The sequence below is a fragment of the Candidatus Poriferisodalis sp. genome (assembly GCF_965198245.1).
GTDB lineage: Bacteria > Actinomycetota > Acidimicrobiia > Acidimicrobiales > Poriferisodalaceae > Poriferisodalis.
The window spans coordinates 2,565,747-2,577,635 of sequence record NZ_OZ240249.1 but is presented as its reverse complement, the minus strand read 5'-3'; the positions used below and the strand labels follow the sequence as shown (position 1 = coordinate 2,577,635).

The 11,889-nt window shown below is 65.7% G+C and carries 10 protein-coding genes; 4 read left to right on the top strand and 6 right to left on the bottom strand.

Annotated features, from left to right (window positions below; genetic code table 11):
• The first annotated feature begins 18 nt into the window (after positions 1–18).
• The gene (locus ACOCMM_RS11550; RefSeq protein WP_419553301.1) at positions 19–1,470 is read left to right on the top strand and encodes an NAD(P)/FAD-dependent oxidoreductase; all 1,452 of its coding nucleotides are present in this window, start codon (positions 19–21) and stop codon (positions 1,468–1,470) included.
• A 35-nt stretch (positions 1,471–1,505) separates the two neighbouring features.
• On the opposite strand, the gene ACOCMM_RS11545 is transcribed toward ACOCMM_RS11550, so the two are convergent.
• The 5 genes from ACOCMM_RS11545 to ACOCMM_RS11525 all read right to left on the bottom strand — a co-directional run bounded on the left by ACOCMM_RS11545 (position 1,506) and on the right by ACOCMM_RS11525 (position 5,692).
• On the bottom strand, positions 1,506–2,414 hold the full coding sequence (locus ACOCMM_RS11545; RefSeq protein ID WP_419553300.1) for an MBL fold metallo-hydrolase: 909 nt from the start codon (positions 2,412–2,414) through the stop codon (positions 1,506–1,508).
• A complete protein-coding gene (locus ACOCMM_RS11540; RefSeq protein ID WP_419553299.1) occupies positions 2,411–2,962 on the bottom strand; it encodes a TIGR03086 family metal-binding protein in 552 nt (183 codons plus the stop codon). The genes ACOCMM_RS11545 and ACOCMM_RS11540 overlap by 4 nt, the downstream gene beginning before the upstream one ends.
• A gap of 113 nt (positions 2,963–3,075) precedes the next feature.
• Positions 3,076–4,494, bottom strand: coding sequence for a DUF222 domain-containing protein (locus ACOCMM_RS11535; RefSeq protein WP_419553298.1), 1,419 nt, complete (start codon positions 4,492–4,494; stop codon positions 3,076–3,078).
• A gap of 174 nt (positions 4,495–4,668) precedes the next feature.
• Positions 4,669–5,454, bottom strand: a complete 786-nt coding sequence (locus ACOCMM_RS11530; protein WP_419553297.1) for a hypothetical protein — start codon at positions 5,452–5,454, stop codon at positions 4,669–4,671.
• A 70-nt stretch (positions 5,455–5,524) separates the two neighbouring features.
• Positions 5,525–5,692, bottom strand: coding sequence for a hypothetical protein (locus ACOCMM_RS11525; RefSeq protein WP_419553296.1), 168 nt, complete (start codon positions 5,690–5,692; stop codon positions 5,525–5,527).
• Positions 5,693–5,790: 98 nt separating this feature from the next.
• Between ACOCMM_RS11525 and ACOCMM_RS11520 the strand changes: the two genes are divergently transcribed.
• The 3 genes from ACOCMM_RS11520 (at position 5,791) to ACOCMM_RS11510 (ending at position 10,902) form a co-directional block, all read left to right on the top strand.
• Positions 5,791–8,181, top strand: coding sequence for an McrB family protein (locus tag ACOCMM_RS11520; protein ID WP_419553295.1), 2,391 nt, complete (start codon positions 5,791–5,793; stop codon positions 8,179–8,181).
• Positions 8,182–9,504: an McrC family protein gene (locus ACOCMM_RS11515; protein ID WP_419553294.1), complete on the top strand. Its 1,323-nt coding sequence runs from the start codon at positions 8,182–8,184 to the stop codon at positions 9,502–9,504.
• 99 nt (positions 9,505–9,603) lie between these two features.
• Entirely contained in the window at positions 9,604–10,902 is a 1,299-nt protein-coding gene (locus ACOCMM_RS11510) for an ATP-binding protein (RefSeq protein WP_419553293.1), read from the top strand.
• Positions 10,903–10,988: 86 nt separating this feature from the next.
• Here the strand turns inward: ACOCMM_RS11510 and ACOCMM_RS11505 are convergent, their stop codons facing one another.
• Positions 10,989–11,885 carry a YihY/virulence factor BrkB family protein gene (locus ACOCMM_RS11505; protein ID WP_419553292.1) on the bottom strand — a complete coding sequence of 299 codons (897 nt, stop codon included), beginning with the start codon at positions 11,883–11,885 and terminating at the stop codon, positions 10,989–10,991.
• Positions 11,886–11,889: the final 4 nt, after the last annotated feature.

The window sequence follows — 11,889 nt, the reverse complement described above, 5'->3', positions numbered from 1 at the left end:
GGCGGTAGTTTCCGCGAGATGGCAACTCACAGTGCTTCTGACGTGTGGTCACTCGAGACGGCGTCCACCACACCGCTGTGGATCGATCGTCTAGAGCCGCCCGTCGTGCCGCGTCCAGGAATCGACGGCGACCTCGACGTTGATGTCGCCGTTGTCGGCGGCGGCTTCAGCGGGCTTTGGACCGCGTACTACCTGAAACGGCTGGAACCCGCGCTGCGTGTGGCAGTGCTGGAACGACACCACTGCGGCTTCGGGGCCTCAGGGCGAAACGGCGGCTGGGCAGTGGGGGAGCTGGCCGGCTCCGTCGCCGATTATGCACGGCGCTCCAACCCGAGCGAATCCAGGCGCCTGCTGCGAGCAGTCTTCGACGCCGTGGACGAGATCGGCCGAGTAGCGGCCGCCGAGGACATCGACTGCGACTACGCCAAGGGCGGAACGATCCGGGTGGCGCGTACCGATCCGCAGGCTGAGCGACAGGTCGCCGACATCGCCGAAGCTCGCAGCTTCGGGCTCACCGAAGACGAGATACGCCTGCTGGACGCCGACGAGGCCCGCCAGCAGCTCAACGCCACCGAGGTGCGCAGCGGCGTGCTGCTCGGCCCGTCTGCCGTCGTGGATCCCGCGAAGCTGGCACTCGGGCTGGCGTGCGCCGTTGAAGCCTCAGGGGTGGAGATCTACGAGCAGACCCGTGCGACGGGCATCGACGGTGGCGCAGTGCAGATTGCCGCCGAAGGCGCTCGCGGTTCGCCGATAGGCCGGGCCCGCTGCGAAGTGCGGTCACCGGTGATCATCCGCGCCACCGAGGCCTACACCCGGGACCTTCGTGGGCGGAGGCGCGACATCCTGCCTGTGTATTCGCGGATGATCGCCACTGAGCCGCTGCCCGACGAACTCTTCGATGACATCGGCCTGGCCAATCGACCCAGCTTCGCCGACGATCGTCGCATGGTCACCTATGGCCAGCGCACCGCCGACAACCGAATCGCATTCGGCGCCACCGGAGTGCCGTACAGCTTCGGCTCCCGGATCGTGCCTGCTGCGGAGGCTCACCTACCGATGCATCGGCGGATTTGGCGTGTGCTGGCCGAGATGCTGCCGCAAGTCGCCGATGCTCGCATCACCCACCGCTGGGGCGGGGTGCTGGGCATCCCGCGGAACTGGCTGCCGGGCGTGCGCTTCGATCCCCGCACCGGCGAGGGCGTGCTGGGCGGCTACGTGGGCGAGGGCGTGGCAGCGTCCAACCTGGCCGGCCACACCATGGCCGAGTTGGTCGCCGAGCGCGATACCGAGCGCACCAGCCTGCCGTGGGTGGGGGTGAGCTCCCGGCGCTGGGAGCCCGAGCCGCTCCGCTGGTTGGGTGTTCGCGCCAGCCGGGCGCTGCTCGGCGCGGCCGACCACCGCGAGCTGCGCTCGGATCGTCCGGACCGCCTGCTGTCAGGAATCGCGAAGCTGCTGCGCGGCGGCCACTAGCACTGCCGCAGAAGCAGCGGCGGCCGGGGGAAGCGTCAGTCGCAGTCGAGGCGGTAGGCGCCTTGGTGGGGGGCCATGATGCCCGCGGTCGGTCCGCCGAAGTGGGTGCCGATCACGAGCGTCTCGCCGTCGGCCCAGTCGCCGAATGCTTCGTGGCGAGTGCGGCGGGCTTCATCGGGGTCCGTGTCGAACATCGAGCTGAGATCGGGGTCGGCGAGCTGCATCGGGGTGTGCGCCATGTCGCCGGTGATGATCGCCCGCTTGCCGCCGCTGTGGACCACAACGGACAGGTGGCCCGGCGTGTGGCCCGGTGTCGACTGGAACGACACCTCCGAGCAGATGCTGTCGGTCGCCTCGACCATGTTGGCTCGGTCGGCTGCTGCGATCGGCGCGACCGAGTCGTCGAACACGGCGTCGCCGAACAAGTCCTCGTGGTTTGCCCAGTAGTCGTACTCGGGGGCGCAGAACAGGTACTGCGCGTTCGGGAACGTCGGCACCCAGTCGCCGCCGGGACCCAGACAGGTATTCCAGCCGACATGATCCACATGGAGGTGCGTGCACACGACGTGAGTGATGCTCTCGGGCGGGAAGCCGGCAGCGGTCATGTCATCGAGGAACGGGCCCTGCTGCTCGTGCCAGAGCGGGTTGGAGCGCTGCTTGTCGTTGCCGACGCACGTGTCGACGGCAATTCGGTGCTCGCCAGCGGAGATCACGCAGGTGTGGATTCGCTGGAGCAGGTAGCCGTCTTCGCTGACGAAATGCGGGCGAAGCCACGGCGCCGCTTCGGCCCGGGCCAGCACGCCGCCCTTGCTCACCCCGTCGAAGAGGAACCGTGGAGACGTGGGCGTGGCCGACTCGGAGATCGACGTGATGTTCACGTCGCCGATCTGCCAGCGAAGCGGCTCGGGGCGCTCAGCGTTTCCGGCGCTTTGCTCGGCGCTCACGGCTGGCGTCCGAGGTAGCCCAGGTAACGCTGCGCCCCGGATGCGCCGCCTGGCACCGGCACCTCGTCGGAGATGAGCTTCCACTTGCGAGGTATGTCACCGAGCGACTTGACCCGAGCGAGGCTGCTCTCGCACAAGTCCTCCGGCAGCTCAACAGCGATGCCCGCGGACTGGCTGAGATCCCACGAGTGGGTGAGCGGGTCCCACTGCACCATGCCCACGAAGTCCTCGAAGCTCATGGGACCGAACCAGTACTGGCCTTCGGCGGACAAGTCGGCACCGTCGAGGGCCTCGGTGAGCCCGTCTCGGGTCTTGATCCAGCGGGCGGCAGGGTCGTCGGTCTCGTCGGCCATCTGGGGCATGTTGACCTCACCGGTGCGGGCGATGTCGGCCAGGGCGTCGAGCACGCCGCACTGGTGGCGCACCAGCTCGGTCGCATTCCACGCCTCGCACGGCGTTGTATTGCCCCAAGCATCGGCGGGCACATCGGCCACGACCGAGTCGAACAAGGCGACCGCTCGCTTGAAATCGTCGATGGTCTCGCTCATCGGCACCTACCTCCCAATCCCGTCGCGTTGCGACGATCTGCAGCGGACGCAGATGGTAGGCCGACTCGCATGCCCGCTGCGGGCGCAACCTGCGTGACTTGGAGGATCGAGATCTATTCCCTTTGACGGGAGTAGTCGAGCCACCAGCAGTTGTGGGTGTCGCGGCGGAGCCGTGCTTGAGAGTCGTGGACTTGGCCGTGGCAGCGTCCGCACAGCAGGACGAGATTGTCAATGTCGGTGGGACCGCGCGCAGGCCGCTGCCACGGAATGACGTGGTGAGCTTCGCACCACTGTGGGCCGGCGTCGCACAGCACGCAACGCCGGTCGCGGGCGACCAGTGCGCGCCATTGGGCGTCGGTGACCGTGCGCACCCGGCGACCGTGCCAGAGGGGCTGTCCTGGGCCATCGAAGACGATGCCGTAGATGTCGGCGTGGCACGCCAGCCGTTCGAGGACACGGCGGGGAAGCGGTCCGCTGTCGGAAATCTCGATGGCGGCGTTGTCGTCTCCGATGGCCGCGCGCAGATCGGCGACAACAAGGACCTGGTTGCGCCGTCGCAGCCCTTCGCACGAGAGGCCTGGCGATTGATCGACCGGCTGATCGGCGATTGCGTGACCCGGGACGCACAGCGGGTATGCGTCAGGCAGGGTCAGGACGTCATTCGCTGTACCGCTCGGCAGGGCGCATTGGTGGGCCGGCGCCAAAGCGGGCAGATCGCGGGGTCGGGGACCCTTCCAATCCACATCGAGCCGGTCCCACAGCCGGTGTGGGTCTTCGTCGTACCAACGCTGGGTCGCTCGGTGCGCATCAGTACCGAGCAGCGCTTCGAGCGCATCCACTCGGCACTGACCGAAGCTGCGCGGCTCGGGTGCGTCGGGGCGTCGATCCGCACGGTCGGCCCCGAAGAAGCGTTGTGCAGCGTCGTCGATTACCGAGCGCAACGCGGCACCGCCGACATCATCCAACAGCACCGTGGCCCGCAGCAGTCCTTCGTCGGTACGCCCGAAACTCATCGTGCGCAGGCGACGCTGGCGGTCATAGCGCTCATCGGGCGTGAGACCCTCGCCCCGCTCCCGTACCCATTCGCCGACGACACGCCGGGTGCGTTCGGGACTGGACGACGAGGCCACGGCCAAGAGCCGTTCGGCGCTGTCTGCCGAGGCAGGATCGGCCATCTCGGCTGCTGTTACGAGGGCGTCGGCATGCTCGGCGGTGATCTCGCCCGCAGCCAGCGCAGCCCCGGTGCGCGGCATCTGGCCCAGCATCCGGCCGCGGCGCATCGTCCGTTTTACGGCGGGAACCGAGCGGCCCAGACTGTGCAGCAGATGTTCGGTATTGATGCAGTGGCTGCCAAGACGTTCCGCTTCGTCGATCAGTCGGGCCTCGACCGCATCGACTGCGGAGCGCAGCTTCGAAACAGCAGCCAAGCCTGCGGCGATTTCGTCCGCGGAGACACCTTCAACGGCCGGCGCGCCGATCATCGATGACGCTGTGCTGAGTGCCGATACGAGTGTCAGGGACTGCGACGGCATTGGGGCATCAGCTAACGGGAACGCTCCTTGATCCGTTCTGCGGGGCATCGCCTGCAACATGATACAAGTATACAAACAGACGTTCTCGAAAACAAACAGTCGCGCGCAGGAATTTGCACCAATTGCGCCTGACGAACGGCTTGGCCGCTCGGCTCAGCCGTGCGGCTCAGCCGTTCAGCCGGCGTCGACGAGGTTGACGCGCAGGCCAGCGAGCGCCACCTGGCTGTCGTTCACGTAGCAGTCCCGCGAGCGAGCCGCAGCCAGCACAGCTTCACGGTCGATGGTGGTGACGTCGATGCCGCCGAGGCCCTCGCCGCGGCCATCGGCCTCGGGCACGAACCTCAGCGTGGCGTTGTCGAGCTGGATCGTGGGGTGGCCGTCGGCATCGGTTCCGAGGTCGATCTGCGCGATCTGACTCCAGCGCTCGGCCAAGCGGCCGGGATCGGGGCTCTGGAGCTCGGCGGCGGCGATGCTGGTCACCTTGGCGGTGTTGACATAGGGCTCCCAGTACTTGCCTGCGGGCGTCCAGGGGCCGCCCACGGCATCGCCCGCTGGTCCAGTCATCTGGTCCATCTCGAAGAACGCGCCGCCAGTGTCGGCGGGGTGCAGCTGCATGCCGACATGGCCCTCTTCGGGGAAGTTCATCTCGAATGCGATCCGGATGCCCATCTCGTCGACGTGGGCGCGGCGGGCTGCGACGTCGCTGACCTGGGTGATGACCATGTAGCCGGTGTCTCCGCCGCGCCGCTGCTGGTACCGGCCGGCGGCAGTGTTGTCTTGAATCGGTGTGACGCACTCGAGGAATTGAGTGCCCACTGGCCAGAGCACGTTCTTGAGGCCGAAGATGCCGACACCGGGATCGGTGAAGCATGGCTCAACGCCGAGGACGCACTGGATGTCCGCCGAGGTCTGGGCCAGGTCGGCCGTGGTCACGGCGATTTGACGGAGACGAATCCACATGCGCGTCACCCTACGGCGTCGTATCGCACCCCTGCTGCGTGTTCGCCGCCATGGATCGGGGCCAGATATCTCAGGCTATGCGAGGCCGCCTGGCTTCGGAGCGGACAGCTCGCGACGGGTCCGCTTGATCGGCCTCGGTCCGTGCCACCAACTCGGGGTTCCGCAGCAGCGCTGCCTCATGTGCCGACATCACGACGGCTGGCGTGCGAGGCGGGGCGTCACCGGTCTCTTCATCCACGGGCCCGATGTTGTCACACCAGCAAAGACTGGAAACCCACTGCACACGCTGCGCGGTCACGGTCGCCGTGTTGCATCGCGGCAGTAGGTTCACCGACCATGTACGAACGTCAGGGTTGGATGCAACGGCTCGATGCCTTCTCGGACTACCTGCGCAGCGAACGGCAGGTGGGTGCGTCGTCGCAGCGCCAGTACCTCAGCATCGTGGAGCGCTGGATCGATTTTGTCTTGCCGCTCGGGCACGACCCTGGCATCTACGACAGAGGCCTCGTCGACGAATTGCTTGATCGCCAGCGAATCCTGACGGACGGTTCACGGGCCGGCTACACATCGAATCTCGGCGTGTGGTGCCGTTGGGTGTCTGGAGATGCTCCGCCGAACGCTCAGTCACCCGCAAGAACCGGTGAGCAGTCTGACGAGACAGCCGCGTGGATGGCGCGGCTTGAGTCATACCTTCATTGGCGCGGCTGGGCCGGCGGCAACGAAGGCGAGGGTGCGAAGCCCGACACGATCAAGACCGTGCGTTCGGTTGTTGCCGGCTGGATTCGATGGGCGTGCGACAACGGAATCGATCCGGGTCAAGCGGACGAACCTGCGCTCGGCACGTACTTGGACTCCAAACAGAATGCGAACGACGACACTCGAGGCGGATACGCGCGCCACACTAGGAGGTGGTGGAAGAGACAGGTTCTCTTCATGGAAGCGCGGCCGGAGCGCTTGGCGAGGCTCGTAACCGAATTCCGCAAAGAGGGGTACGGCGGCGAGGGTTATCCGTGTGAGGAGGATCGACAGCACAAACGGGCGCGCGCCGAATTCGAAGAGATCCTGCGCTCGCTGCCAGACTTGGAATACGAGAACCGTGCAGCGGTCAAGGACGTTTGGAAGAATGCCAGATTCAACTACGGCAATGTTGGCCGTGCCTGGATACATACGAACAGACTTCTCGACGACGTGTCCGAGGCAGAGTGGCCTCGAATCCGAAGTCATCTCTGCGAGCTCTGCTTCGGTGGCAGCGACGCTTCGAGCAGGATAGATGTGGCGATCGGGGAACTCCCCGGTGTGAGGTTTCTGATCGCTACAAAACTGCTGGCGCTCTGCCATCCCGAGCAGATCATCCCGAACTACGTCATTGTTGCCGACAGCTCCAAGTACCCCGGCAAGCTCGACGCGGTCGGTTGCCTCCATAATCTCGCGCTGCTGGATGAGAATGCCTCCGCAGAGGCGACGGCGATCGCACACGACCGAGACGAGTCTGGCGATGGCGGCATCATCGTGATACGGACGAACGATCTGCTCTTGGAGGTACTGCGACCGCAATTTGCCGACGATGTCGAGGTCGACACCTGGGGAATGTCGCAGTTCCTGTATTGGTTGATGCGGAAGTTCGACCTCGCCGACGATGTCCAGCCAGTCAATGGATCGGTGTTCCCCGTCGACGATGACCCAGAGGCCGATGACGACGCTGAGCCAGGCGACGGCGAGACAGCTGATCCGTGGATTAGCGACGCCGAGCTCGTGGAACTGTCCGATGAAGTGCTGTGCGACGTGGGCTTTCTGAGGGACATCGTTGCATTGCTCGATGGCAAGAAGCAGGTTGTCCTGTACGGGCCTCCAGGGACGGGCAAGACGTACTTCGCGCGCCATCTCGCGTGGGCGCTTGCGCGCATTCCGGACGACGGCGAGTACGTGGAAAACGGGCCGTACTCGTTGGTGCAGTTCCATCCGGCGTATTCGTACGAGGACTTCTTCGAAGGGTTCCGGCCGCAGGTCGATGACGACGGTCAGATGACCTACGAGCTGACGCCGGGGCCTCTTGTGAGGCTTGCCGAACGAGCCGCCGATCACCCGGACGAATTGCATGTCATGGTGATCGACGAGATCAACCGGGCGAACTTGCCGCGAGTGCTGGGCGAGTTGCTGTACTTGCTGGAGTATCGCGACGAGTGGACTCAGACTCAGTATCGGCCGGTCGACGGATTCACGCTGCCTTCCAACTTGTGGATCATCGGCACGATGAACACAGCAGATCGCTCCATCGCGCTGATCGACGCTGCGATGCGGCGTCGGTTCAACTTTGTGCCATTCTTCCCCGATCGTGAGCCGACGGCGGGGCTGCTGCGTCGCTGGTGTGAGCGGAACGAGCCAGGACAGGCGTGGATGACTGACCTGCTCGATGCTGTCAACCAACGGCTCCGCGGTGATCTTGGAGGTGACTACATGCTGATCGGACCGAGCCACTTCATGAAGCAAGACCTGGACGAAAACAGCTTGCGGCGAATCTGGGAGTACAACATCGAGCCCCTCATCGAAGACCAGTTCTTCGGGCGGCAAGAGGTGATCGACAGCTATCGGTTTGGCGAAGTCTGGAAGCGCCATGGCCCCAGTGCGGCCGCGCCGGCTTCGGGAATGGGAACGTCGGACGGATCCGGTGAGGAAGCTGCGCCCAGGTCTGCCCACGATGAGAGCCCAGAGAGCGACGGCGACCAGTAGATGTCAATCGTCGATGGTGCGGTGAGGCCGGACGTCTCCGAGATGGTTTGCGAGACGGGCGAAGGTCAGCGGATCGTGCTCCATGAGTGGAGCACCGAGCGTTGGCAACTCGATGACGGAACGGCGCGCCGCCTTGGAGAGACGCCGTGGGTTTCAGTGGCGACTGACCGAGTGCCTGGGTGGTGGAGGGTTTCGACGCGGCAGTGGGTGGGTGCGTTCACGCTGGGTGATCTGCGCATCATTGTGCGGCCGAAGATCAAGCCCGAGAACCTGTTCTTCCTGCTTGAGGTGGGATTGCCGCCCGAGGCGTGGCAGGCCGAGGCCATTGACTACGCCACCAACGACGAGCTGCTGTCAGCGCTGGTGTCGTTCTTCGCCCGCACCGCAGAGACAACGCTGGCACGTGGGCTGTTCCATCACTACCGGTACGAAGAGGACGACCTGCTCGCGCTGCGGGGCCGCATCGACTTCGTGCGGCAGTTCCGTCGGGGCGGCGTGCTGGTGCCGATGGCGTGTTCGTGGGACGACTTCACCGCCGATGTCGACGAGAACCGCTGCCTGACCGCCACAATCCGGCTGGCGCTGCGTGTGCCCGACGTGCCTCACGACGATCGGCGACGGCTTCGCCGACTGCTGGCGGCACTGGACGGCGTATCCGAGCCGACAGCGTCAGAGGCGCTGGATCGTATCGACCGCATCCAGTACACCCGGCTGAACGAGCACTACCGACCCGCACTCCGGCTGGCACGACTGATTCTGGCCAACTGCACCCTGCAGGACCGACACGGCGACGCCGCTGCGTCGGCGTTCATGGTGGACATGAACGAACTGTTCGAACAGTTCGTCACGTCGCGACTGCAGCGCAAGCTGCAAGGACGGCTCGACGTCGCCGCTCAGCTGCGTCCCCACCTCGACATCGATCGACGTGTGCAGATCAGGCCGGATCTCACTTTGCGCCGCCACGGCGAGCCCGTCGGCGTCGCCGATCTCAAGTACAAGCTCACAGACAGCGACACGACCACAGCGGGCGCAGCCGGACCGCTCGCACGCCACGGTGACTACTACCAACTGCTCGCCTACACCACGGCACTGGGCCTGAGCGAAGGCACCCTCATCTACTGCGCCGACGTCAATGAAGGCGAGGCAGTCAAGCAGCAGAGCTCGATTGACTCGTTGGCCAAATCAACGGTCACTGTTCAGCACGCCGGAACGAGACTCCACGTCGCCGCGATTGACCTGTCCGGAACGCCCGCCGACATCGACGCACAGATCACAACCCTCGCCGAACACCTCGCGACGACGTCAGGCTCGTCAGACGGTTGAATATGCGCCGGGGGAAGCGTTTGCGAGGGGAAATGGGTCTACAGAAACTAGGAATAATGCCGTTGCACATTTGGGGAAGAACAGAGTACATTCTGCGGTATGAATGAAGCGGCAGGTGCCTTGCCGGCGCACGGTGGCTATATCGTCCGCGTCGCAGACCGAACGCTCGCAGCCGATCTTGCGTCATGGCCTTCGGTGATGATCACCGGGCCGAGGGCAGTCGGCAAGACCACCACGGCGCTTCGCCACGCCGAGGCCGTGCTGCGTCTGGACCGGCCTGAGGACGCCAGCATCGTCCACGACGACCCTGACGCGGCAATCAAAGTCGGCCCGTTCCCGCTCCTGCTCGACGAATGGCAGCACACGCCAGAGGTGCTCGGTGCTGTGAAGCGTGCCGCCGACGACAGCCGGCACCCAGGCCGCTACATCGTCACAGGCTCGGCGCGCAACGATCTCATCGCCGGCGCATGGCCGGGCACGGGCCGCTTTCTGGACATCCAGATGTGGCCGCTCACCGGCCGCGAGCTGTTCGGCGACGCCAGCGGGCCGTCGCTGTTCGACCGCTGGGACTCGCCTACCCGGTTCGAGGCACCAGACGACCCGCCAGATGTGCTGGGCTACCTGAGACTTGCGCTGTCGGGAGGGTTTCCGGGCGCGCTTGCAGCAACCGAGGACCGGCAACGCGACCGCTGGATGCGCAGCTTCCTCAACGTCACCGCGACACGCGATCTCGAAGAATTCGCCGTGGGACGCGGACGGCCGCGCAGCCCGAGCCGTTTTCGCCGCTATCTGCAGGCGTATGCGCTGCACACAGCCGGCGTTGTGCCCGACAGCGCCCTCATCGAGGCGGCCGACCTCGACCGCAAGACCGCGTCGGGGTATCACGACATTCTCGACGCCCAACGCCTGATCGTTGACACGCCCGCATGGCGTTCCAACCGTCTGCGACGGCTGACGTCGACGCCCAAGCGGTATCTCTGCGATTCCGGTCTGGCCGCTTGGCTGGCGCAGGTCGACTTCGACAGCGCACGGCGAGATCCCGATGCGCGCGGCCGCTTGCTCGACACTTACGTGGCCGCTCAATTGCGTGTCGAGGCGGAATCAGCAGACGTGCCGGTGCACCTGCACCACCTTCGCAGCCAGCGAGGGGAACACGAAATCGATCTCATCGCCGAATTCGGGTTCCGTGTGGCCGCATTCGAGATCAAGTCCACCAGTGCGCCGTCGGCGAAAGACGCGCGGCACCTCATCTGGCTGCGAGACAGCCTGCTGCCCGATCAGTTCGCTGGCGGTGTGATCCTGCACACCGGCCGCCACCGCCGGCGGATCGACCGGGACATCGAAGCTGTGCCCATCGCCGCCCTCTGGGGCCGACGCCAAGCACCAGCTCCTGTCTGAACGAGAGGATCCCGAGCGCCACGCAGCCGATCTCGGCCCGAGCCAGCCACGCATGGCCAGATGGACTCGCTATGAGGCAAAGCCCTTCAGCCCGACGAGATCGTCGGGCGGTGTCGGTCCAGCAGGCTGTTCAGCTCGGCGCCGGCGAGCAGCCCCATCGCCAGCAGGTACAGCCACAGCAGCAGGCTGAGGGCGCCGCCGAGCAGACCGAAGACTGCGTTGACGCCATTCGAGGCGAGCTGCAGGTACGCGCCGAACCCGCCTGAGACGGCCAGCCACCACACCGTTGCCAGCAGTGCTCCTGGCACCTCTCGCCGCCACCTGAGCTTGTGGCGCGGGGCGATCCGGTACACCGTCGCCGCCCAAGCGACAACCGCCACGAAGACAACGGGCCACCGCAGCCAGTCCCACGCCGTGCTGAATGAGCTTCCCGCACCCAGCCGGTCCGCCAGCTCGGAACCGCCGCCGAACAGCGGCCCGACGACCACCATCGTTGCCACCACGACGGCAACCACCAGTGTCAGGAACGTCAGCGCAAAGCCCACGAGGCGGGTCGACAGCCAACTGCGAGCGCCCTGATGGCCGCGTGTCACGTTCAAGGCACGCACTACGGCGATGAAGCCGCGAGACGACGCATAGGCAGCCACTGCCACGCCGAGGGTGATGACCCGAGCGTCGGAGCGGTCGAAGAGATCCGCAACCGTGGCATTGAGAGTGTTCTGATCGCCGAACGTCTCGCTGATGCGTTCGAGCAGCCACGCCTCAGTGTCGGCTGCCGCGCTCTGGCCGATCAGCACATCCAGTGAGCCGAGGAGCGCCGCGAACACGATGACGGCCGGGAACAGGCCCAGCAGGGCGAAGAATGCGATCTCAGCGGAGAGTCCGGCGATGCGCTTGGCAGCCCAGTCTTGGCGGACCTCGTTGGCGATCTGCCCGACACCCCGGGTCAGGGTGCGGAGCCTCGATGGCGGGCCCGCCGGCATTGGT

Coding starts and splice junctions, on each gene's coding strand:
- ACOCMM_RS11510 (WP_419553293.1), top strand. CDS start 9,604: ATGAATGAAGCGGCAGGTGCCTTGCCGGCGCACGGTGGCTATATCGTC.
- ACOCMM_RS11520 (WP_419553295.1), top strand. CDS start 5,791: ATGTACGAACGTCAGGGTTGGATGCAACGGCTCGATGCCTTCTCGGAC.
- ACOCMM_RS11530 (WP_419553297.1), bottom strand. CDS start 5,454: ATGTGGATTCGTCTCCGTCAAATCGCCGTGACCACGGCCGACCTGGCC.
- ACOCMM_RS11535 (WP_419553298.1), bottom strand. CDS start 4,494: ATGCCGTCGCAGTCCCTGACACTCGTATCGGCACTCAGCACAGCGTCA.
- ACOCMM_RS11505 (WP_419553292.1), bottom strand. CDS start 11,885: ATGCCGGCGGGCCCGCCATCGAGGCTCCGCACCCTGACCCGGGGTGTC.
- ACOCMM_RS11540 (WP_419553299.1), bottom strand. CDS start 2,962: ATGAGCGAGACCATCGACGATTTCAAGCGAGCGGTCGCCTTGTTCGAC.
- ACOCMM_RS11550 (WP_419553301.1), top strand. CDS start 19: ATGGCAACTCACAGTGCTTCTGACGTGTGGTCACTCGAGACGGCGTCC.
- ACOCMM_RS11515 (WP_419553294.1), top strand. CDS start 8,182: ATGTCAATCGTCGATGGTGCGGTGAGGCCGGACGTCTCCGAGATGGTT.